Origin of the sequence: Agromyces neolithicus, from assembly GCF_039529735.1 — a bacterium.
Lineage (GTDB): Bacteria > Actinomycetota > Actinomycetes > Actinomycetales > Microbacteriaceae > Agromyces > Agromyces neolithicus.
The window spans coordinates 241,780-264,035 of the sequence record NZ_BAAANJ010000004.1 but is presented as its reverse complement, the minus strand read 5'-3'; the positions used below and the strand labels follow the sequence as shown (position 1 = coordinate 264,035).

Here is a 22,256-nt window from a genome sequence, read left to right as displayed (position 1 = left end):
TGTGAATGAAGGCGAGACTGCCCGGATGACCACCGACATCGAGTTGGCGCAGATCGCGGCCGGCGCCGTTACGCTGCACGACGCGCGCCGCAAGGTGCGGTGGAGCGTCGACCTCGAGCTCTTCGAGATCGGGGTGTACCCGGTGACGCAGGAGCAGCTCGCCGAGATGATCGGTGAGACCGCGTCGCATCCGCGCCGACCGGCGACAGACGTGAGTTGGCTGCGCGCGATCCGGTTCTGCAATGCGGCATCCGAATGGGAGGGGCTCGACCCCGTGTACACCTTCGACGGCGAGGATGTCACGTGGCACGTCGACACCGACGGGTACCGTCTGCCGACCGAGGCGGAGTGGGAGTTCGCGTGCCGGGCCGGGTCGACCGGCCCGCACTACGGCCCGCTCGACCAGATCGCGTGGACGAGCGCCGACGGAGTCACGACCCCGCAGGAGATCGGCGCGAAGCTGCCGAACCTCAACGGACTGTTCGACACCCTCGGCAACGTGTGGGAGTGGTGCTGGGACCCGCTCGATCCCGCCCGCTACGACAATTATCGCGTGTTCCGCGGCGGCGGTTTCGCCGATGATGCGTGGAGCGTCAGGGCGTCGACCCGGCGGGGCGGTGCCCCGCGCATGCACCACGAGGACGTCGGGTTCCGTGTCGCGCGGGGTGGCTTCGATGCGACGGATGCCGCGCAGGGATGGTCTGCAGAGGCCGACCGCGATCGCGCTGCGATCGACGGCCCGCTCCCATCCGGGTGGACGCCCCGCCGCTGACGTTGTGTGGTTTGGAGCTATTCCACAGTGATCAACGCGTCGCATCGAGATTTCCTCACTAATAGCGCCAGAGTTCGAGCAGGCGAGTGGTGAGATGGACTACAACATCCTCAACCCGAAACTGTCGCAGTGAAACTGGGGGGTCTCATGCGTTGGGTATGGTTCAGGGTCGCAGCAGCGATCGTCGCGAGTTCGGGCGTCATCGCCGGGCTTCTGGTCAACATCGATCGCGCGACGCGCGCGGGTCAAGTTCGCGGCGACGTGCTGGCGAACTACTTCAGCCTGTTCACGATCGTGTCGGCGATCCTCAGTGTGGTCGCGCTCACGATCGCGGCGGGATGGATCCATCGGCACCCCGGCCCTTCGCCTGAGCCGGTCGGCATCGCCATGGCTATCGCCGCGGTCACCGGGCCGGTGATCCTGCTCGGCATCGTGTTCAACGTGCTGCTGCGCGGCGATCCGGCCCCGATCGCCGCTACCGACCCCGGCTGGGTCTCGTTCATGGACTCGTGGGCCACCGAGACGCTGCACGTCGTCCTACCGATCTATTTCGTGATCGATCTGCTGTTCGCGGGCAGACGCCGTGGGCTCCCGTGGTCGTCGCTGGCCATCATCGTCAGTTATCCGCTCGTGTGGACGATCTACACGATGCTCCGCGGGGAACGGGTGGTCAACCCCGACGGCAGCACGCCGTGGTGGTACCCCTACGGGTTCCTCGACCCGCACACTGCCGGGTACGGATCGGCGTTCACATACATCGGCGGCATCCTGTTCGCGTTCGTGCTACTCGGTATCGCCATCATCGGCATCGGTCGGGCTCGTGAGCGGCACACCGCCCGCCATAGTGGATCGACGCGGCCGCCGATCGGTGGCCTGCCGGCCTGAGCGTCACTCGACTTCGCTTCGGCATCTTTCGTCATCGGCGTCCCCGGCGTCCTCGGCGTCTCCGTCGGCGCTGCTGGCATCACGCCGATCGACCTCACAACGCCTTCGCAGTCGGGTTCTCGCGCGACGACAGATACATGCACCACCAAGCATGAGGGGGTCACCACGTGCTGGACACCGCTTCGCTCCGTCTCCCCTCACCGCTGACCGAACGTCAAGTTCGTCGGTTGGGCTTCACATCGTACTGGCGATCGAAGTTCTGGGGCCTGGTCCTTTCGATCGTCACCGATGGCGTCACGACCATCCCCGCGCATGCTGCTGCAGAACCGGTTCCGCTCGCCCGCAGACCACCGGTTCCGGACGGGCCGCTCATCGTCATCGCCAACCATTCATCCCATGCCGACACGGCCGTGCTGCTCGCAACGGTCGGTCGGTCCCGACCGGTGAAGTTCGTCGCCGCAGCCGACTATTGGTTCCGCAGGCGGCGGAACAAGCTCATTGCGAAATGGCTGGTCGGCATCTGGCCTATCCGGCGTGACCGGAACGGCATGAAGGATCTGCTCACCGCCGCTCCGACCGTCGCAGCGGGAGTAATCGTGGTCGTGTTTCCGGAGGGCAGCCGCCGCCGCACACCGAAACTCGCCGGATTCAAGCGCGGCGCGTTCGAACTCGCAGCGGCGTCAGGGGCGAAGATCCTGCCTGTCGGCTTGGTCGGCACCGGCGATCTGCTTCCGGCGGGACGCAGGCTCATCCGTCGCCGGCCAGTGGAGGTGCGCTGGGGTGAACCGTTCACTGTTGCGACCGGGCATGCAGAGCAAGCTGCCGCAGCGGCATTCCGCGCCATCGACAGGCTCATCGATGAGCCTGCCCTCCAGCGCCCTGGCCGGGTCTGGACTCGCGTGCGCCGCATGGCGTTCGCCACAGCCGGATTGGCACTGGTCACCGGGTGGGCGTATGCGGAAGGGATTTTCTGGCCGCTTGTCGCGGAGATGCCACTCCTGCTGCTCGTCTGCACAATTGGACGGTCTTGGCGTGGCCCGCTACTGATCGTGGCAACGGCGATCGCGTCCGCTGCCGGAATCCTCACCACCTGGTGGCTGGTGTCCCATGGTCTGGACACACCCACCCCGTTGACCACGGCGCGGATGCATGAATCCGCACTCGACCAGCTCACGACCGACCCGGCCGCCGCGTTCGCGAACCAGATGTTCAACGGTATCCCCGTGAAGGTGTACGCCCACAGCGCCGGCCAACTTGGAATGGACTTCGCCGACGTGGTCTCCGCGATGCTCCCGAGGCTCGGTCGTATCGGAGTCGTCGGCGGCATCGGGTGGGTCGTCGGAGGCCTTCTGGCCCGGTACCTGAAGCCGTGCCTCGGCACCGTCCAGGCCGTCTGCCTGACGTTGTTCCCGATCGGGCTCGGCGTCGTCATCTGGTGGTGGTCGTGATGCGCGGCCTCTACGCGGCGAAACCGTGGTTCACGCGGCAACTCGGGAGATTCGTGACTGCTGCGGTCAGCCGCGGGTGGTCGCCTGATGCTTTCACCGCTGTCGGTGTGGCGTTCGCAGTTGTGGCCGCCGCCGGCCTGCTCGTCGGATGGTGGCCACTCGTTCTCCTCGGACTTGTCGCACGGCTCGCCGGTGCGAATCTGGACGGCGCTGTAGCTCGAGCCCGGGGGGTCAGCCGCCCATTCGGGTTCGTGCTCAACGAGATCGGCGACCGCGCCTCAGACCTTCTCCCACTGGCTGCCCTCAGCATCCTCGCCGGGCAGACCAACTCCGCACCCGCGCTGGTGGCGGCCCTGGTCGCGATGACCGCGGCGTCATGGCCGACCTTCATCTCACTGGCTGCAGCCGCTGCCGGTGCGCCGCGGATCAATGGCGGGCCCTTCGGGAAGACGGAACGCACCCTCACCGTGTTCCTCATGTCGGTCGCGTTCGTCTGGTTCCCCGTGCACGCGGTGATCACCGTCGGCTCGGCTGTGGTCATCGCCGGTTCGACGTTGACTGCTGCGACCCGCGCCCGAGCAGCACATCGCGCCTTCCGGCCGGTTCAGGTATGACGTGGCTCGGGCTGAGCGCCCCTGCGACCGTCGGACTCATCGTGCTGGTGGTCACCGCCCTGCCCGTGCTGCTCTTCGGGAACTCGACCATTCGAAGCAGGTGGCTGACCTGGGCGGTCATCGGATTGATCGTCGGCGCAGCGGAGGCGATCGGCGTCGCAGGCGCGGTCGTCGTCGCAGTTGCGGTCAGCGTCGTCTGCATCGTCGAGTACGTGAAACTGGCCGGCCTCCGCACCGCCGACCTCTGGGTCCTCATCACGGCTGGGGTTGGCGGGCCAGTGCTGGCAGCGGCGAATCCGGCCGCGATCAACGCGTGGCTCCCGTTCGCGTTGCTGGCCGCCGCTGTACTTCCTGTGCTCAGCCGGGATCCGGAGTCCGCCCTCCCGCGCGCCACCGCTGCGGTGTTCGGCATGCTGTGGCTGGTCTGGGCGCCCGCCCAGCTGGTGATCATCCATCAGGACTTGACCTTGTTGATCCTGACCGTCGCGCTCACGGACGTGGCCAGCTGGGCAGCCGGAAAGAGCCTCGGACGGCTCCCGGTGGGGCGCGTCCGCCCCTTCGCGGTGTCGCCGAACAAGACGGTGGCCGGACTGCTGGGCGGCGCGGTCGCCGCCGCGGCCGTCTTGGCGGCCACCGGCCAGTTCAGCTGGGTGTTGCTCCTGGCAGCGGCGGTCGGTGCCCCGATCGGTGATGTCATCGCCTCGATGGTGAAACGACACGCCGGCGTGAAGGATGCCGGGGCGTGGCTTCCGGGGTTCGGCGGGCTGCTCGACCGGGCTGACTCATTGCTCGTGGTGGCACCACTCTTCTCAGTCACGCTCGCCTAGGCCAGAAGCCGAAGGCGGTCGGCTGCCTCAGGCACTGGTCGACTCGACCGTCCCGTCGCGCCAAGCTTGAACCCATGACGATCTCCGAGGCTGACCTCGTCCATCTGCGTCGTGCGGTCGAGCTCGCGCGTGAAGCGTTCGCCGCGGGCGATGGTCCGTTCGGGTCGGTGCTCGTCGACGGGGGCGGCGTCGAACGATTCGCCGACCGCAACCGGGAGGTGAGCACGAGTGATCCCACGAGGCATCCGGAGTTCGAAATCGCGCGCTGGGCGGCCGCGAACCTGACCGTCGACGAGCGAGCGGATGCCACGGTGTACACGTCTGGGGAGCACTGCCCGATGTGCTCGGCGGCGCACGCGTGGGTCGGGCTCGGCCGGATCGTGTACGTCGCGTCGGCGGAGCAGATCACCGGATGGCGCAGGGACCTCGGTGCCGCGTTGTCACCGGTCAGCGTGTTGCCGATCACGGCCGTTGCGCCGGACCTGCCGGTCGAAGGGCCGGTTGACGAACTCGTGCCAGAGGTACGCGCGCTCATCGAGCGAGCGGTTCGCTTGCGCTAATCGGATGTCTCGCTCGCGCCTGAGACGACCGGGATATGGATGTCGCGAACCGGCGCGTAGCGCACGGGGGAGGCGATGAACAGCCCGACCGCGATCAGGGCGATCACTGTTCCGATGGAGCACATCCGCGTCACGACAGTGCGGGTTCGGTCCTGAAGCCCGCGGCGCGCCAAGGCAAGCAGGCCGAGCCCAGCGACGCCCCCGGCGGTGTTGACGATGACGTCGGTGACGTCTGAGCTGCCGACGGCCAAGACGTACTGGGTGATTTCGAGAAAGAGGCTCGACGCGGCGACCACGGCCGCAAGCTTCCACCAGGGGCGCGACGGCACGAGGATGCCGAGGTAGAGGCCGAACGGGACGAAGAGCAGCAGGTTCGCGACAACCTCGGAGGGCGCGCTGGCGCCGTGCTCCGCGGTCGGCACGAATGGGACGAGCTTGAGATGGCGCAGGCCGCCGTCGCCGGCGTAGGGGATCTCGAGCTTCCACAGCACGAGCCAGACGAGGAGAACGAGGTAGAGCACGAACAGCACGCGGAGCGCCGAACGGCCGGTCACTGCTGCATCCGCGGGTCGTCGGTCGGGTCGGTGTACGGAACGGGGCATCCCAGCTCGACAGTGGCGGGACGCAGCTCGTAGTGCCAGGGTTCGTTGTCGTAGATCTGGCACAACCCATACCCGGCGCCGTGCTCTGACAGCCACAACGTCGCATCGAAGTCCCCGATGTCGACCGCCTCGCCCGACACGTGCGGCGACGTCGCCGCGGTCGCCACCCACCGAGCGGCTTCCTCTTCTGAGCCGTACTCCGAGATCGCCTCGCGCAGGAGCTCGTCCTGGTACTCGGGCGAGCGCCAGCCGCTGTTGACGATGAACTCGACTCCGTCGCCCGCGGCATCGGTCGCGGCCCGGCGAAGGGCATCGAGCAGCGCTCGATCGAGGTTGGCGAGCGCCGCGGCCTCGTCATCGAACACCGTCAGGCCGTCGGGCACGCGGCCGCTCTCGTCGAGCGCACCACGGTTCTCGCCACCGGGAGCAGGAGGAGTGCCACCGGAGGACGATGACGGTGATGCCGACGAGGAGCTGGGCAGCTGGTACCAGATCGCCGCAGTCATCGCCGCGACGACGACGACAAGTCCAACGACCAGGAGCCGGCGAATCCGCAGCGTCGTCGTTCGTGCCAGTGGTCGGGTTCGAGTCATCCTGCCAGTCAAATCGGCACGTTGTTGCCAGCACGTATGCGGGTTTCGATACACCGGCGATATGCGCGAGTTCGTAGCATGAACTCCATGCGCGTGCTGATCGTCGAGGACGAGCCGTACCTGGCTGAAGCCGTTCGCGACGGGTTGCGCCTGGAGGCGATCGCGGCCGACATCGCCGGCGACGGCGACACCGCGCTCGAGCTGCTGAGCATCAACGCCTACGACATCGCCGTGCTCGACCGCGACATTCCGGGCCCGTCGGGTGACGAGGTCGCCAAACGCATCATCGCCTCCGGCAGCGGCATGCCGATCCTCATGCTCACCGCGGCCGACCGGCTCGACGACAAGGCCTCGGGGTTCGAGCTCGGCGCCGACGACTACCTCACGAAGCCGTTCGCGCTGAAAGAGCTCGTGCTCAGGCTCCGGGCCCTCGACCGGCGCCGCGCGCACAACCGGCCGCCCGTGCGCGAGATCGCGGGCCTGCGTCTCGACCCGTTCCGCCGCGAGGTCTATCGCGACGACCGCTACGTCGCACTGACGCGGAAGCAGTTCGCGGTGCTCGAGGTGCTCGTCGCTGCCGAAGGCGGCGTCGTCAGCGCCGAGCAACTGCTGGAACGGGCGTGGGATGAGAACGCCGACCCGTTCACCAACGCCGTACGCATCACGGTGTCGGCCCTGCGAAAGCGGCTCGGCGAACCGTGGGTGATCGCCACCGTGCCCGGCGTGGGCTACCGCATCGATGCCGGGCCGAACGCCGCCCGACCGAACGCCGCCGGGGCCGACGAGCATGAGTAGGGCTCCCGGGCTGAGCGTTCGCCTCAAGCTCACCCTCAGCTACGCGGGCTTCCTCATGGTTGCGGGCGTCCTGCTGCTCGCGGTCGTGTGGCTGTTCCTGCTGCGGTACGTGCCCGCCAGCGCGAGCGAGACGCGCGAAGGATTCATTCCCGGCCGCTCCGACCTCATTCGCGCGTTCGTACCGCCGGCGGCGTGGGCACTGTTCTTCCTGCTGCTGTTCGGCCTGCTGGGAGGCTGGATTCTGGCCGGCCGCATGCTCGCGCCGCTGACGCGAATCACGGATGCTACGCGCCGGGCCGCGAACGGATCGCTCGCGTATCGCATCGAATTGGAAGGCCGCAACGACGAGTTCCGCGAGCTCGCCGACAGCTTCGACGCCATGCTCGCGCGTCTCGAAGCGCACGTCGCCGAGCAGCAGCGATTCGCGGCGAACGCCTCGCACGAACTGCGTACGCCGCTGGCGATCACGCAGACCCTGCTCGAGGTCGCCCGCAACGATCCGACGAGCGTCAGCGGCACGCTCATCGATCGGCTCCACGCCGTCAACACGCGGGCGATCAACCTCACCGAAGCGCTGCTCATGCTGAGCCGTGCCGACCAGCGCTCGTTCACACGGGAGCCGGTCGACCTGTCGCTCATCGCCGAGGAAGCGACTGAAACGTTGCTGCCACTCGCCGAGCAGCGTGGCGTGACGATCGAGAACACCGGCGGCATCACGCCGACGATCGGCTCGCACGCGCTGCTGCTGCAGCTGACGACGAACCTCGTGCACAACGCGATCGTGCACAACCTCGCGCACGACGGCACAGTGTGGATCAACACCGGCGTCGACGGAGCGAAGGCAGTGCTCACCGTCGAGAACACCGGTGAGAAGGTCTCACCGCAATTGGCCGCGACGCTCACCGAACCGTTCCAGCGCGGCACAGAACGCGTGCACACCGACGACGCGGGCGTCGGCCTGGGCCTGGCGATCGTCGCGAGCATCACCCACGCGCACGACGGAACGCTCACCCTCACCCCGCGTGTCGCCGGCGGCCTGCGGGTGACGGTCGAGCTGCCTGCGGATCAGCACAGCGAGCGGTAGCGGAACCGCGGGTGAGCGAGTTGCCGCCGAGACCGTTCGCGCTGTGCAGGCGCGAGGATGACTCCGACGCAGCGTGCGTCAGAGGCCCCAGTAGAAGGCGGCGGCCGACCCGTTCGGGTTGCTCGCGACGGCCTTCACGGTGATGTAGGAGGTCGGCCCCGACCCGACTGGGCAGGTCACGGGGATGCTGACCGAGCCCGATGGTCAATCGCTTCGACACCGAGATCGACGTCATCGGCCCGCCCGAGCTCACCGAGGCGTTCGCCGAGCTCGCGGCCCGCAATGCCTCGACAGCGGCTCGCGAGAAGGACCCTACGTCCGGGCGCGACCGTGAGATTCAGTCCGCGACCGATTCTCGCGGCGGGTTGTGCATGAACTCGAGGCGGATGCCGTTGTCGTCCTCGACGAAGGACGCGTAGTAGCGGTCGTTGAACCGTGGGTACACCTTCGGCTCGCGCACTGCCGTCCAGCCTGCGCCGAGGGCGATCTCGTGCAGGCGATCGACCTCGGCACGCGTGTCGACGGCGAATGCGAGGTGCTGCCAACCGACACGGCCGTGCCGGTGCGGTCCGCTGCCCGCGTCGCGGGCGGGGAAGAGGATCAGCTCCTCCTCGCCCTTGTACCAGGACACCGACTCGTCGGCATCTTGCCGCGTGCACCCGAGCGCCTGCATCACCGGATCGAACTGTTCGATCGAGCGAGGCAGGTGATCGACGGAGATTCCGAGATGGTCGAAAAGAGGCATCCGCCAATCTTATGAGGAACACACTGTCTAGACGGCGCTGATATGCCGCCGGATGAGCACGGTGAGTCTCCGCGGGTCGATCGGCGACCGGGAGAGTCGGTTCGCTTCGGCGAGACCCGCGAGGCGGTGCAGGTATCGTGCAGCATCACGACGAGACCCGATGAGTCCGGGTTCATTGAGGCGCCACGGCGCGATGGTGTCGTAGCCATTGTGGTCGACGATCGACAGCAGGTTGTTGAGGTCGATGACATCCTTCTGGGCCAGGCGGCTCGCCCAGCTATGGGCTTTCAGCAGCACCGCCGCTTCGACGGTCGGAATGTTCACCTCGAATGCGACCTCGTTTTCCGACAGGGTGGTCGCGATCACACGGACTCGGGAGGCGGCGTGCAACGCCACCGACAGGCCTGGGGAGGCGTCGAAGGCCCGCCCGCCGTGTTCCTCGGAGTGGAAGGCGCCGTTCAAGGAGGGGATGAGCAGGTCGATCGTGGGTTGCGTGTCTCCTCGGTCGTCCTTCGTGTAGCGGTTGCCCGATTCGGCGACGTACCCGGCGGCGGTCAACGCGTCATGCACCTGACCGGTGGCCGCGAGTTCGACGGAAATGCCGGCGTCGGAGTCACCGGTACGCCGTTCGACGAATCCGGGCGATGGGTATGCGGCCGTGAGGATCGACACCATGTGCCCGCCGATGACGACGACATCGTCGAATGGTGCGAGGATCCGAGCGATGTCGGACAACGACTCGATGGCTGCATCGTCTTCTGCTCCGACGGCGACGAGGTGTGCGGTTCTCATCGCTGTTCCGGCAGCAGCCGTAGTGTGGCGGCTCGGATCATGCCCGCGGCCTCGTCATGGTCGCCGGTGGTGCCGGTGTTCAGGATGTCGCGGGCGACGATCACCGGGTCGGCGGTACCCGGACGGTGATGCAGCTTCGAGGTTGCCCAGAGGGTCGTGTCTGCGGGGACAGTAATGCTGAGCGTGTAGTCGTCGGCAGTGGCCGCGGCGAAACCGAGTTCGGCAGGATTCAGCGCGTTCACCGTGTACACGGTTGCGTGTTCCGGCATCCGCCAAGCGCTGATCTGCCGGGCAGCGAGATCTCCGCTGAGCAGGGCGTCTGCGTCGACTTCGAGGATTGTGGTGACTTGCTGCTCAAGTGGGTCGTCGCGCCACCAGTAGGTGGTGATGCCGCCGGGGCCGGGGTACCGGGTAAGGGCGTAGTCGAACAGCGCGCCGTGATCGTCGCCCGTCGTGCGGAGGGGAACCTCGTCGGCGAGCTTCGCGACTGCGTTGGACACGGCCGGTTGGGAAACGTGGAAGCTCGCGGCGAGCACCGTCTGGGGGAGCCGCTCTGGTGCGAGCAACGCCCGGGCGACCGCGAACTTCGTGTACGGCCGGGGGCCGCGACCGATGGGCTTCGTCGTCGTGGCCGGCGTCTCGGTCAAGTCTTTCCCGTACCAGACGGCGCCCGGAGAGACGACCGCGACTCTGGGGTCGGAGGTGAAGCGGTCGAGCTTTCGCGGGGTCGTGCCCAGAATGTAGAGCACCAGTTGATCTTCGGCGCGGCTGAGGTCGTGTTCGACGGTGCGGCGACCGGGAGCCTTCTCGTACTTGCGGATCAGAATCTGCATCCCGTTGTCGGCGCGGAGCGTGTCTGGGCCTGTCGGTGTGAGGTTGACGCCGGCCTCCCGGAGTCTGCTGATCGCTTCGCTGATCTCCATGACAAAAGACCTCCGGTATAAGAGTTACCACGCTTTTGGTGAATACTCTTATATTCCGTGTACGGGGCGGATGCCACGTGGCATCCACCCCCGGTCGATGAAGCCGATCGCTACTCGACGAGCTTGCCCACTGTCGAGACCTCGCGCATGAGGGCCGCGATCTCCTCCGGGATCGGCGAGATCTCTTCGCGGGTCACACCCGTCGAGGGCGACCAGACGAGGTTCACCTGCAGCGAGGCATCCGTGTCGGGGTAGTCGCTGCGGTTGTGGCATCCGCGGGTCTCGCGGCGCTCGAGCGCGGCCGCGAGGGTGGCGCGGGCGGCGAGCACCGCCGACTTGAGGTCGAAGGCGTGCGCCAGGTCCTGGTAGCCGGCGATGTCGGGATGCACGCCGATGTCGGTCATGCGCGCCTCGATCGCGTCGACTTCGGCGAGGCCGGCGCGCAGGCCCTGCTCGTCGCGCACGACGCCGGCGTGCTCGGTCATCGTGTCGCGGATGGCGCGCTGCAGGGCGCGCACGTTCTCGGTGCCGTCGGAGGCGAGCAGGGCGGAGATCTCGTCGCGCGCGACCTGCACCGCGGCAGCCGAGCGCTGCTGCGCCGGCAGCGAGCGCGAGTACTCGGCGGCGGCCCGGCCGACGATGCGTCCGAAGACGAGCAGTTCGATGAGCGAATTGCCGCCCAGGCGATTTGCCCCGTGCAGCCCAGAGGATGCCTCGCCGATGGCGTAGAGCCCCGGGACATCGGTGCCGTGGTCGTCGGGACGCACCCACACGCCGCCCATCGAGTAGTGCGCGGTGGGCGCGATCTCGATCGGCTGCTTCGTGATGTCGAGCATCTGCAGCTCGAGCATGGTCTGGTAGACGCGGGGGAGCCGTTGCATGATCGTCTCGCGGGGAAGGTGCGAGACATCCAGCCAGACACCGCCATTGGGGGTTCCGCGGCCCTCTTTGATCTCGGTGTACGCGGCGAGGGCGACGCGGTCGCGGGTGGACAGTTCCATGCGCTCGGGGTCGTACTTCGACATGAAGCGCTCGCCGAGGCCGTTGGTGAGGATGCCGCCTTCGCCGCGGGCGGCCTCGCTGATCAGCGTGCCGGCCGCGTTGTCGGGTTCGATGATGCCCGACGGATGGAACTGCACGAGCTCGGGGTCGCGTAGCCGGCCGCCCGCCTCGACGGCGAGCCGCCACGAGTCGCCCGTGTTCTCGTCGCGCCGCGACGAGGTGCGTCGCCAGATGCGGTTGTGGCCGCCGGCGGCGAGGATGACCGCGTCGGCGTGGACGAGGTATCGGGTGCCGTCTTCGAGGTCGAAGCCGTAGGCGCCGAAGACCGCGCCATCCTCATTGACGAGGATGCGCGTGACGTAGACCGTGTCGAGGATCGGCACCGCCAGCTGCGCGGCCCGATTGATCAGCGTGCGCTGGATCTCGAGTCCGGTGTAGTCGCCCGCGAACGCGGTGCGGCGGTAGGTGTGGGCGCCGAAGAAGCGCTGCGAGATGCGGCCGTCGTCTTCGCGGGCGAACGGCATGCCGTAGCGCTCGAGATCCTGGATGCCTCGTGCCGCGCCCTTCGTGACGGTTTCGACTGTGCGCGGGTCGGCGAGCAGGTAACTCTCTTTCAGGGTGTCGGCGGCGTGCTGCTGCCAGCTGTCGCCCGGGTCCATGGTCGCGAGGGCTGCGTTGATGCCGCCGGCTGCCAGCGACGTGTGGGCGTCGGACTTCGGCCGCTTGCCGAGCGCCAACACGTCGACGCCCGCCTCGGCGAGCTCGATGGCGGCGCGCAGGCCCGATCCGCCCGTGCCGATCACGAGGACGGTCGTGGAGATCTGGCGCTCTGCGGTGGGGGACGAGGCGGTCGTGGTGCTCATGGATTCAACGCTAGGCACGGTCGTCCGATTACTCCAATGCATATATAGCGTCATGACGATACGCGTACGCTATCGACATGAACCTCGACCAACTGCGCAGCTTCGTCGAGGTGGCCCGCTTCGGCAACTTCACCCGCGCCGCCGAAGAGCTCTACCTCGCCCAGCCCTCGCTGAGCCGCCAGATCGCCGCGCTCGAGCACGATCTCGGCGCCGAGCTGTTCCACCGCGCCCGCGGCGGCAGCACGCTCACGGTCGCGGGCGAATCGCTGCTGCCGCTCGCGCGCCGCATGCTCGCCGACGCCGAATCGGTGCGGCGCGAGCTCGCCGAGCTCGCCGGCCTCGAGCGCGGACGAGTGCGGCTCGGTGCCACCCCGACCCTCTGCATCAGCCTCGTCGCCGAGGTGCTCAGCGCGTTCCACGCGGAGCATCCGGCCATCGACCTTCACCTCTCGGAACAGGGGTCGCGTCGACTGCTCGACGAGCTCGCCGGCGGCGAGCTCGACCTCGCGTTGATCACGATGACGGATGCCTCGTCGGCCGAGCGATTCACCGTGACGCCACTGCTCGTCGAAGAGCTCGTCGTGATCTCGTCGGCCGGGGCACCGCCGATCACGACGCACGACCGCATCACCCTCGGCGACGTCGCCGCATTGCCGCAGATCGTCTTCAGCTCGAGCTACGACCTGCGCGCGGCGACCGATCACGCCTTCGCCGCCGCGGGGCTCGCCCCCGAGGTCGTGCTCGAGGGTGCCGAGATGGACGCCGTGCTGCGGTTCGTCGAGCGTGGGCTCGGGGTGGCGATCGTGCCGGCGATGGTGCTTATCGACCGGCCGGGCCTGCGCTCGATGCGGCTCTACGCCGCGGCACTCGACCGCACCATCAGTCTCGCCCGGCCGGTCGGGGTCGCGCCGACGGCCGCGGTCGAGGTCATGCAGCGCACGATCGCGGCGACGGCGACCGATTTCGCGGCGCGGGCGGGCGCGACCATGCGGTCGGCTGACGGGGTGGAGCCGTCGCCGGGGGTAACCGGTCGAGGCGGGCGCGCCGAAACCGGGTGAACGGGTCGAATCGGGCGGACGACGCCGGCCCGACACCTCACGAGGAGGTGCCGGGCCCGGGTTCGTTGGCGGGAGGACTACGCGGCGGGCGCGGGGTCGTTCCACGACCAGATGTCGTCACCCCGAAGCGTCGCGTCGGCGCCGCCGTCGCAGTAGATCGTCTGCCCGGCCATGTGCGTGTTCTCGACGCTCGTGAGCCAGACGAGCAGGTTCGCGATCGACTCGGCCGGCTGGTGGTAGTTCAGCGGCATCGGCACGGCGGCGTCGACCATCGCGAGTCCCTCGGGGTTGCCGAGCAGGCCCTGCGTCATCGGGGTGGTGACGGTGCCCGGCGCCACTGCGTTGAGCGGGACGCCCGAGCCCGCCCAGGCCTCGCTGATCGACTCGCGGCGTACCCAGCGCGAGAGCGCGCGCTTCGACGACGGGTACGCCAGGTAGCCGAGCTCGGGGCCCTGCTCGGCCAGCGCCGCGGCCGCGGCGAGGGCGCCGGGCTCGTCGCCGGCGAGCGCGGCGTCGACGATCGCAGGGGAGACGGGCTGGAGAGAAGCCATCGACGAGACGACGGCGGCGCGCGGGGCCGAGGAGGCGCGCAGCGCCGGCAGCAAGCCCTCGAGCATGGCCGTCACCCCGAAGAAGTTGACCGCGACCGTGATCGGGGCGGGCGCCGCGATGCCGGCGCAGGCGATGACGCCGTCGACGACGCCGCCCGAGAGTTCGAGCACGCGTGCGACCGCCGCGTCGCGCCCCTCGGTGGTCGACAGGTCGGCCTCGACGTCGGCGTCGCGGAGATCGACGCCGATCACGCGGGCGCCCTGCGCGTGGAGTGCGCGCTTCGTGGCGGCGCCGATACCCGAGGCTGATCCGGTCACGACGTAGGTGCGGGTCATGATGTTCCTTCCGATTCGCGGTACGAGGACTATATTTGACACACTACGCCAATAAGGTTCGGAGGTGGCTGTGGAAACCTCGCCGACTGGTGGCACCGCCGCCGGCGGCACCGAGTCCGGTGGCATCGAGGCCATCTCAGGCGCCGCGGGCGGAGTCGCCGGCACTCGGGGCCGCGGTCGGCCGAGCGTCGTCGACGTCGACGCTGTCGCCGAGGCGGCCTTCGCTCTCTGGTCCGAGCGCGGCTACACCGCGACGGGGTGGAAGGAGCTGGCCGACGCCACCGGGGTGAGCACGCGCACCCTCATGCGCCACTTCGGCACCCGCGACCGCATCGCCTGGGCCGAGGTCGAGTCGGCGAACGATCGGCTCGTGCGATCGATCGCCGAGATGAGCCCCGAGACGCCGGTCTCCGACGCCGTTCGTCGCGCGATCGTCGCCTCCGTCTCGCACGACGCCCACGTACGCCGCAGCGCGGCGGCCTGGTTCCGTCTAATCGCGAGCGAGCCCGAGCTCGCCGCCTCCGCGGCGGCCGCCGACCGCGCTTGGACGGGGAGACTCGCCGAGTTCCTCGGCAGCCGGCTGCCCGGTGCCTCTGCCGAGACCTGCCGTGCACTCGCCGCAGCCCTGCAGGCCGCGACGTTCGCCGCGCTCACGAGCTGGGTCGAGGCGGGCGCCGAGGGCGATCCGGCCGACGCCGTCGACCAGGCGCTCGCCTGGATCGATTTCACCCGGCCGACGGCCGGTTTCGTCTGACCCGCGGGCGCGGGTCGCGAAGCTCACGGTTCGCCGCCAGAGCAGGGGCGACCATGAGGCTCGCGGGTGCGTTGCGGATGTGTTGACGAGTGTCGTGCACCCCGCGAAGCTGGAACGGTGACCGCCGAGCCGAAGATCGATCCGCCTGCCGTCGGGCGTACTCCGACCGGCGAGGCTGCAGCATCGGTCAGCCCGAAGGTCCGTATCCGGTGGGGGTGGTTCGTCACGTGCATCGTGCTCGGCCTCACCGCGATCACGGTCGGGTGGTTCCTCGCCGCTCCCTCCGATCGCCTCGGTTACGTCGGTGGCGTGCTCGCCGGCATCGGCACCACTCTGCTGCTCGTCGGTGTCGTCGTATTGCTCGAGCGGCGCATCATCGACACGGCGGTGAAGGTCGTCCGGAACGCGGCCAGAGAGGCGCGCGTCAGGAACCTCGAAGAGGTGCGCGCCCAGTCCCGCGACCTCGAGGAGCGGGTCGCCACGGTCTGGCAATCCGGAACGCCCGAAGAGGCCGCAGCGCAGATGCGCCAGATGATCGACGAGTTCACCGAACGCGTGGCCGACGGGTTTCCCGACGGGCACCGCTAGCCTCGCCGGCCACCGCTGCCCGCTTGTCGAGCCAGTCAGTCACCGTGGAATCGCCCACACGGGCTCGTACCACGGTAGGGCCTCGGACGGCACCGTGGAGGGATGCTCCTGCGTGCGCCTCGCTCATAGCGTCGAGCGCATGGAGTTCCTCACCGACATCATCCTCTCGCTCGTGCAGTCGCCATGGGTCTACGTGGCCGTCTTCGCCGTGTGCGTCATCGACGGGTTCTTCCCGCCAGTGCCGAGCGAGACGATCGTCATCGCCGCGGCGGCCGCGGGGGCTGCGACCGCAGAGTGGGGAATGCTCGTCGGGGCGGTCGTCGCGGCGGCTGCGGGGGCGATCGTGGGAGACAACATCGCGTTCGCGATCGGGCGCAGGGTGGGCCTCGATCGGTGGCGGTGGATGCGGCGCGAGTCCGCTCAGCGCACGATCCGCTGGGCACGCGAGGGGCTGCGTCGACGCGCCACCGTGTTGATCCTCACCGGCCGCTACATCCCAATCGGGCGCGTCGCCATCAATGTCACCGCCGGGGCGACCGGGCTCGCTCCCCGGCGCTTCTTCGGGCTCTCCGCCCTCGCGGGCCTCAGCTGGGCTGTGTACTCCGTGGGTATCGGGCTGTTCGCGGGACGCTGGCTGTCTGGCAACCCTCTGCTCGCGGCGCTGCTCGGCATCGCCATCGCCGCGACGGTCGGCGTCGTGATCGATCGAGCCACGTCATCGCTCGCGGCTCGTCGGGATCGGCGCCGTGTCGATGAGGCGCGCGCCGAGGATGGTGCGACCACGGTCGTTGAGCATCACATGGCCGCCGCTCGTCGGCAAGCGTGAACAACCATTCCGCCGGCGGGACGCGCTCGGTACGCTGAGCGAGCAGGCGAGGAGAGGAATTCTCATGACGATCAACGATGACGACATCACCCTCGAGCCGGGCGCCGAGGGCGAAGGCACCGCCGACGGCGGGGCGAACCCCATGGGCCACGATGGTGGCGCCGACGGATCCGCCACCGAGGGCGGCGAGGGCACTGCCGACGGCGGCGCCAACCCCGGCGGCCACGATGGTGGCGCCGACGGATCCGCGGCTGCGGGCGAGGGTACCGCCGACGGCGGCGCTGATCCTGGTGGGCACGACGGCGGTGCCGACGGTTCGGCGTAGTGACGAGCCCCGAGCGCGGGTCGACCAGTCGGCCCGCGCTTTCGCGATGCATCCGAGTGCCGGTCGACGAGTTCGCCGACAGGTACTGGGGTCGCCAGCCCCTGCTCTCGACGTCCGACGAGCTCGACCAGGGCTTCGACTACCTCTTCTCGGCCGACGTCGTCGACGAGCTCGTCACCCGCCGCGGCGTGCGCACCCCGTTCATCCGCATGGCGCACGAGGGCTCGGTGCTCTCGGCATCCGCGTACACCGGCCCGGGTGGTTTCGGCGCCGAGATCACCGATCAGGTCTCGAGCGACAAAGTGCTCGCCGAGTTCGCCGGCGGCGCGACGATCGTGCTGCAGGGGCTGCACCGGCTGTGGCCGCCGATCATCGACTTCACGCGCGAGCTCATCGACGACCTCGGTCACCCGGCGCAGGTCAACGCCTACGTCACCCCACCGTCGTCGCAGGGGTTCGACGCGCACTACGACACCCACGACGTCTTCGTGCTGCAGATCTCGGGCGAGAAGCACTGGCGCATCCACGCGCCGGTGCACGTCGATCCGCTGAGCACCCAACCGTGGCAGCAGCACCGGGCCGCCGTCGCCCGAGCGGCGACGGGCGAGCCCGTGATCGACGCGGTGCTGCGGCCGGGCGACGCGCTGTATCTGCCGCGCGGCTGGATCCATTCGGCAACAGCCCTCGGCGCGACATCCGTGCACCTGACCATCGGCATGGCCGCCTACACGCGCGCCGACATCGTCGACGCCCTGCTGCGTCAGGTCGGCGACAATGCCGCCCTGCGCGCGTCGCTGCCGCTCGGCATCGACCTGCGCGATACCGAGGCGCTCGCGCCGATCGTCGAGCAGACGGTGCAGGCACTGGTCGAGACACTCGAACAGACGGATGCCTCGCGGCCGGGCGCCGTTCTCAGCAGCCGGTTCGCCGCACAAACCCGTGCAGAACCGGTCTCGCCGCTCGCGACACTCGAGGCGCTCGCGACACTGGACGTGTCGACCGCGGTGCGGTGGCGCGAGGCGCTGCCGGTGCGGATCACGACGGTCGACGACCGGGTGCGCATCGTGGCGCACACGAAGACGTTGTCGCTTCCGGTCGAGGCCGAGCACGCCGTGCGCCGACTCGCTGCGGGCGACACCGTGACGGCGGGTGAGCTGCCCGGGCTCGACGCCGAGAGCGCGATCGTCGTCGTGCGCAGACTCGTGCGCGAGGGATTCGTGGTGGCGCCCGCGTGACCCTCGCCGCCGAGCACTGGGCACCGTGCAGCGATCGCGCTCGAGAGCGGGGCGATCCGCTCGTGGGCACCGGCTCGCGCGGGCTGCGCTGGTTTCTCATCGAAGTGGCGGCGAGCTGGGGGCAGAACGCCCTGCTCGACGAGCCGTTCGACCGGGCGCTGGGCCGCGCCCTCGTTCGGCGCATCGAGGGGGCGGGCATGCGACCGCTCGCGATCCGTCGAACGGGCCGGCGTGTCGCGCCCGCGTCGCAGCGGTGGGCGATCGTCGATTCGCGTCCAGGTCGCGAGAGCGTCGTCTGGGGCGAGGTGACGCATGCCGCGGCTCTGCTCGACGTGCCCCTCGACGGGTCCACCGGCATTCCCTCGTCGCGGCCCGTCTACTGCGTGTGCACCCACGCCCGTCACGACCAGTGCTGCGCGGTGCGCGGTCGCCGCGTGGTCACGGCGCTCGCCGAAGCCCGCCCCGACGAGACGTGGGAGTGCTCGCACCTGGGCGGCGACCGGTTCGCCGGAACCATGGTGGTGTTCCCGCATGGGCTCTACTACGGCTATGCCGACGACGACGACCCCGTGCGCATCGCCGACGCCTTCGACGCGGGCCGCATCGTGCCGCAGCGATACCGCGGGCGCAGCTCGCTGACGCACCCGGTGCAGGCCGCCCAGCACTTCGCGCGCGAGGCGTTCGGCGACGAGCGCATCGAGGCGTATGCGCCGATCGCCGAGGAGGCAGCGGACGTCGGCTGGCGGGTTCGCCTCGCCGGCGCGGGCGCAGGCGACATCGTCGTGGAGCTCGGAGAGACCTGCTCGGAGCCACTGCTGTCGACATGCGCCGCGACCCGGTTCGTGCGGGTTCGGCAGTACGCGCTGAGTTCGATCACGATGAGCGGGTGAGTGGAATGTCGCACACGAGTCGAGCAGGATCGAAGAAGCACGCGCCCATCGCACCCGCATAGCCTGAGTGCAACGCGTCGCCCGCTGGCGTCGCCGCGAGACTGAGAAGGAGAACCCACGATGGCCAACAGCGACACGTCCGGAGGGCTGACTGCCGAAGAGCGCGACGCCGTCAAGCAGCGCGCCAAAGAGCTCCGCGAGCAGGAGAAGGCGGGCAAGAGCCGCGCCGCCGGTGACAAGGCGGTGCTCGAGGCCATCGCCGCGATGGAGCCCGACGACAAGGTGCTCGCCGAGGGACTCTACAAGGTCGTCAACGAGGTCGCGCCCGACCTCGTTCCCAAGACGTATTACGGTATGCCCGGCTTCGCGAACGCCGAGGGCAAGATGGTCGTGTTCATCCAGGCGGCAGCGAAGTTCAAGACGCGCTACGCGACGATCGGCTTCGAAGACCGCGCCAACCTCGACGACGGCGACCTGTGGTCGATCGGCTTCGCCGTGCGCAACTGGACGCCGGCGGTCGAGCAGAAGGTCACCGACCTCGTTCGCAAGGCCGTCAGCTGAACTGTCGAAGGGCCTGCTGAGCCGCACCGCACCCGCTGCACGAGAGACGGATGTCAGGGACATCCGTCTCTCGTCGTATGCCGGAACGATGACAACCCATGGCAACCGCTTGTCACTCGGACGGGGGCGCGCTGAGACTTGGGCTCATCTGGGATGGGCCCAGGCAGCCGGCGAGCAGACGAGTCGTCGGCGCAAGTGCGAGGAGTGCGCCGTTGCGGCGCGCTCTCCGACATCCGTTCGAAGGAGAACTGTTGACCAGAGCAGATTCGCGTGCAATTCGGAGGCGAGGCCTGGTGGGCCTCGCCGTCGCCTTGCCGCTGACGTTCGCAGTAGGCGTCGGCGCCGTTGCCGCCGCACCGCAAGCCCCAGCCGACGAGCGCGCCGCCGCCGCGTCGGGAACCGATCAGGGCAATCACGGAAAACCCCCGTCACTCGAGGCGCGTGCCAAGCAGATCATCGAAGACACCGGCCGCGAGTTCAAGGATCTCAACGCCAACGGAACGGTCGACGTCTACGAAGACTGGCGCAAGCCGGTCGAGCAGCGCGTGGCGAACCTCGTCGAGCAGATGACGCTCGAAGAGAAGGCGGGCCTGATGCTCATCGACACGGTGAACGCCTCGTGCGACGTGGCCACCGGTGAGTTCGGCACCGTGCCCGACACCGCCGTCGACTACATCGACAACCAGTACATGCACCGGTTCATCTTCCGCAACGTCGTCGACAGCGGCGACCGCGCAGACTGCCAGCCCAGCGGCGGTGGCTTCGGAACCAACGTGCGCGTCACCCCGGCCGAAGCGGCGACGTTCATGAACTCGATCCAGGAGCTGAGCGAAGCGACTCGTCTCGGCATCCCGGTGCTGTACAAGTCCAATGCGCGCAACCACATCGACCCCCAGGCTCGCGCGGGCATCAACGAGGCGTCCGGCTCGTTCTCGGCGTTCCCGAAGGAGGCGGGCATTGCCGCCGCAGCCCTCGGCGAGCAGGCGAAGAACACCGGTGAGGCCACCGACGGCGACATGTCGGTCGTCGAGGATTTCGCCGCGGTCATGGGCGAGGAGTGGTCGTCGATCGGCCTGCGCGGCATGTACGGCTACATGGCCGACCTGTCGACCGAACCGCGCTGGTATCGCACGCACGAGACGTTCACCGAGGACGCCGATCTGGGCGCGAACATCATGGGCCAGCTCGTGAAGTCGCTGCAGGGCGAGGTCGGCAAGGACGGCAACTCGCTGAGCGCAGAGACCGATGTCGCGCTCACGATGAAGCACTTCCCGGGCGGCGGCCCGCAGGAACTCGGCCTCGACCCGCACTACGCCTTCGGCAAGGCGCAGGTCTACCCGGGCGATGCGTTCGGCTACCACCTCAAGCCGTTCGAGGCGGCCATCGAGGCCGGCGTCTCGTCGATCATGCCGTACTACGGCGTGCCCGTCGACGTCACCTATGAGGGCGTCGACTACGACGAGGTCGGCATGGCGTTCTCAGACCAGATCGTCAACGGCCTGCTGCGCGACCAGATGGGCTTCGCTGGCTACGTCAACTCCGACACGGGCATCATCAACGACCGTGCGTGGGGCCTCGAAGACGCGACGATCCCCGAGCGTGTGGCGGCGGCCATCAACGGCGGCACCGACACGCTCTCGGGCTTCCACGACGTGGCGACGATCACCGACCTGGTCGACGCCGGCCTCGTCTCTGAGGAGCGCGTGACCCTCGCCGCCGAGCGCCTGCTCGCCCCACTGTTCGAGATGGGCCTGTTCGAGGACCCGTACGTCGACCCCGCGGTCGCCACGGCCACGGTCGGCAGCGATGAGAACCGCGCGACCGCGATCGACCTGCAGCGCAAGTCGACCGTGCTCCTGCAGAACCAGCAGGTCGACGGTGACTCGGTGCTTCCGCTCGACGGCGGCGAGACCGTGTACGTGATCGGCAACGTCGACGCCGACGAGGTCGCGGCCGCGGGTTACGACGTCATCAACGGCAACGACCCCGCCGAGCAGCGCACTGCCGCTGACGCCGACGTCGCACTCGTCTCGATGACCGCGAGGAACGTGAACACCGGTACCTACGTCAGCAATGACTCGGCAACCGGGCTCGACCCCGAGCACATCAACCCGAGTGTCATCGACGGCATCGAGGGCCTCGACGGGCAGAGCCCGTACGGGGCGGCCGACGCGTGCGTCGTGAACGGCGGCGGTGCGTGCACCGACAACGGGCTGCGCTTCGGCGGCTCGTTCCCGTGGGAGTCGAGCACGCTCGACTTCACCGGCATGGCCGACGCCGAGTCGTGGGAGGTCACTCCCTCGCTCGACACGGTGCAGCAGGTGATGGCCGAGGTCGGCGCCGAGAACACGGTGCTCGACATCTACTTCCGTCAGCCGTTCGTGCTCGATGAGGCCAGCGGGCTGCGCGACGCCGGTGCGATCCTCGCCAACTTCGGCAACAGCACCACGGCGCTCATGGATGTCGTCTCGGGCGAGTTCAACCCGCAGGGCAAGATGCCGTTCGCCCTGGCGGGCACGCGCGAGGCGATCCTGCAGCAGAACAGCGACACGCCTGGGTACGACGAGACCGACGACGGGGCGCTCTACCCCTTCGGCTTCGGGCTCAGCTACGAGGAGTGACGTTCG

The 22,256-nt window shown here is 68.8% G+C and carries 24 protein-coding genes; 17 read left to right on the top strand and 7 right to left on the bottom strand.

Annotation, left to right across the window (positions count from 1 at the left end):
* Window positions 1-25 precede the first annotated feature (25 nt).
* The 6 genes from ABD164_RS06750 (at window position 26) to ABD164_RS06725 (ending at window position 5,106) form a co-directional block, all read left to right on the top strand.
* Complete coding sequence (locus ABD164_RS06750) at window positions 26-772, top strand: formylglycine-generating enzyme family protein (protein ID WP_344294744.1); 747 nt, start codon at window positions 26-28, stop codon at window positions 770-772.
* A 147-nt stretch (window positions 773-919) separates the two neighbouring features.
* A complete protein-coding gene (locus tag ABD164_RS06745; protein ID WP_344294742.1) occupies window positions 920-1,657 on the top strand; it encodes a Pr6Pr family membrane protein in 738 nt (245 codons plus the stop codon).
* Between the two features lie 227 nt (window positions 1,658-1,884).
* Complete coding sequence (locus ABD164_RS06740) at window positions 1,885-3,105, top strand: lysophospholipid acyltransferase family protein (RefSeq protein WP_344294741.1); 1,221 nt, start codon at window positions 1,885-1,887, stop codon at window positions 3,103-3,105.
* 107 nt (window positions 3,106-3,212) lie between these two features.
* Window positions 3,213-3,719 (top strand): CDP-alcohol phosphatidyltransferase family protein, encoded by a 507-nt coding sequence (locus ABD164_RS06735; RefSeq protein ID WP_344294739.1) that lies wholly within the window; start codon window positions 3,213-3,215, stop codon window positions 3,717-3,719.
* A 41-nt stretch (window positions 3,720-3,760) separates the two neighbouring features.
* Complete coding sequence (locus ABD164_RS06730; RefSeq protein ID WP_344294737.1) at window positions 3,761-4,546, top strand: phosphatidate cytidylyltransferase; 786 nt, start codon at window positions 3,761-3,763, stop codon at window positions 4,544-4,546.
* A gap of 74 nt (window positions 4,547-4,620) precedes the next feature.
* Window positions 4,621-5,106 (top strand): nucleoside deaminase, encoded by a 486-nt coding sequence (locus tag ABD164_RS06725; protein WP_344294735.1) that lies wholly within the window; start codon window positions 4,621-4,623, stop codon window positions 5,104-5,106.
* Here ABD164_RS06725 and ABD164_RS06720 read toward each other — a convergent pair.
* A complete protein-coding gene (locus tag ABD164_RS06720) occupies window positions 5,103-5,660 on the bottom strand; it encodes a VanZ family protein (protein ID WP_344294733.1) in 558 nt (185 codons plus the stop codon). The genes ABD164_RS06725 and ABD164_RS06720 overlap by 4 nt on opposite strands.
* Entirely contained in the window at window positions 5,657-6,301 is a 645-nt protein-coding gene (locus ABD164_RS06715; protein WP_344294731.1) for a M15 family metallopeptidase, read from the bottom strand. The genes ABD164_RS06720 and ABD164_RS06715 overlap by 4 nt, the downstream gene beginning before the upstream one ends.
* Before the next feature lie 87 nt (window positions 6,302-6,388).
* On the opposite strand from ABD164_RS06715, the gene ABD164_RS06710 reads away from it, so the two are divergent.
* Both ABD164_RS06710 and ABD164_RS06705 read left to right on the top strand, forming a co-directional pair.
* A complete protein-coding gene (locus ABD164_RS06710) occupies window positions 6,389-7,096 on the top strand; it encodes a response regulator transcription factor (protein ID WP_344294729.1) in 708 nt (235 codons plus the stop codon).
* Entirely contained in the window at window positions 7,089-8,180 is a 1,092-nt protein-coding gene (locus ABD164_RS06705; protein WP_344294727.1) for a sensor histidine kinase, read from the top strand. The genes ABD164_RS06710 and ABD164_RS06705 overlap by 8 nt, the downstream gene beginning before the upstream one ends.
* 337 nt (window positions 8,181-8,517) lie before the next feature.
* Here ABD164_RS06705 and ABD164_RS06700 read toward each other — a convergent pair whose 3' ends face one another.
* The 4 genes from ABD164_RS06700 to ABD164_RS06685 form a co-directional block, all read right to left on the bottom strand.
* Complete coding sequence (locus tag ABD164_RS06700; RefSeq protein WP_344294725.1) at window positions 8,518-8,925, bottom strand: VOC family protein; 408 nt, start codon at window positions 8,923-8,925, stop codon at window positions 8,518-8,520.
* 27 nt (window positions 8,926-8,952) lie between these two features.
* Window positions 8,953-9,717, bottom strand: coding sequence for a hypothetical protein (locus ABD164_RS06695; protein WP_344294723.1), 765 nt, complete (start codon window positions 9,715-9,717; stop codon window positions 8,953-8,955).
* Entirely contained in the window at window positions 9,714-10,640 is a 927-nt protein-coding gene (locus ABD164_RS06690; protein ID WP_344294721.1) for a hypothetical protein, read from the bottom strand. The genes ABD164_RS06695 and ABD164_RS06690 overlap by 4 nt, the downstream gene beginning before the upstream one ends.
* 110 nt (window positions 10,641-10,750) lie before the next feature.
* Window positions 10,751-12,505, bottom strand: a complete 1,755-nt coding sequence (locus ABD164_RS06685) for an L-aspartate oxidase (protein WP_344294719.1) — start codon at window positions 12,503-12,505, stop codon at window positions 10,751-10,753.
* A gap of 77 nt (window positions 12,506-12,582) precedes the next feature.
* Between ABD164_RS06685 and ABD164_RS06680 the strand changes: the two genes are divergently transcribed.
* Window positions 12,583-13,563, top strand: a complete 981-nt coding sequence (locus tag ABD164_RS06680; protein ID WP_344294717.1) for a LysR family transcriptional regulator — start codon at window positions 12,583-12,585, stop codon at window positions 13,561-13,563.
* 77 nt (window positions 13,564-13,640) lie between these two features.
* Here ABD164_RS06680 and ABD164_RS06675 read toward each other — a convergent pair whose 3' ends face one another.
* Window positions 13,641-14,450: an SDR family oxidoreductase gene (locus tag ABD164_RS06675; protein WP_344294715.1), complete on the bottom strand. Its 810-nt coding sequence runs from the start codon at window positions 14,448-14,450 to the stop codon at window positions 13,641-13,643.
* Between the two features lie 64 nt (window positions 14,451-14,514).
* On the opposite strand from ABD164_RS06675, the gene ABD164_RS06670 reads away from it, so the two are divergent.
* The 8 genes from ABD164_RS06670 (at window position 14,515) to ABD164_RS06635 (ending at window position 22,250) form a co-directional block, all read left to right on the top strand.
* Window positions 14,515-15,204, top strand: coding sequence for a TetR/AcrR family transcriptional regulator (locus tag ABD164_RS06670; protein WP_344294713.1), 690 nt, complete (start codon window positions 14,515-14,517; stop codon window positions 15,202-15,204).
* Between the two features lie 117 nt (window positions 15,205-15,321).
* Window positions 15,322-15,792, top strand: coding sequence for a hypothetical protein (locus ABD164_RS06665; protein ID WP_344294711.1), 471 nt, complete (start codon window positions 15,322-15,324; stop codon window positions 15,790-15,792).
* Window positions 15,793-15,931: 139 nt separating this feature from the next.
* Window positions 15,932-16,618, top strand: a complete 687-nt coding sequence (locus ABD164_RS06660; protein WP_344294709.1) for a DedA family protein — start codon at window positions 15,932-15,934, stop codon at window positions 16,616-16,618.
* 64 nt (window positions 16,619-16,682) lie between these two features.
* Complete coding sequence (locus ABD164_RS06655) at window positions 16,683-16,943, top strand: BatC protein (protein WP_344294707.1); 261 nt, start codon at window positions 16,683-16,685, stop codon at window positions 16,941-16,943.
* A 56-nt stretch (window positions 16,944-16,999) separates the two neighbouring features.
* Window positions 17,000-18,178, top strand: coding sequence for a cupin domain-containing protein (locus ABD164_RS06650; protein WP_344294705.1), 1,179 nt, complete (start codon window positions 17,000-17,002; stop codon window positions 18,176-18,178).
* The gene (locus tag ABD164_RS06645) at window positions 18,175-19,068 is read left to right on the top strand and encodes a ferredoxin family protein (RefSeq protein WP_344294703.1); all 894 of its coding nucleotides are present in this window, start codon (window positions 18,175-18,177) and stop codon (window positions 19,066-19,068) included. The genes ABD164_RS06650 and ABD164_RS06645 overlap by 4 nt, the downstream gene beginning before the upstream one ends.
* A gap of 120 nt (window positions 19,069-19,188) precedes the next feature.
* A complete protein-coding gene (locus ABD164_RS06640; RefSeq protein ID WP_344294701.1) occupies window positions 19,189-19,629 on the top strand; it encodes an iron chaperone in 441 nt (146 codons plus the stop codon).
* A gap of 293 nt (window positions 19,630-19,922) precedes the next feature.
* Window positions 19,923-22,250 carry a glycoside hydrolase family 3 protein gene (locus ABD164_RS06635; RefSeq protein WP_344294699.1) on the top strand — a complete coding sequence of 776 codons (2,328 nt, stop codon included), beginning with the start codon at window positions 19,923-19,925 and terminating at the stop codon, window positions 22,248-22,250.
* Window positions 22,251-22,256 lie beyond the last annotated feature (6 nt).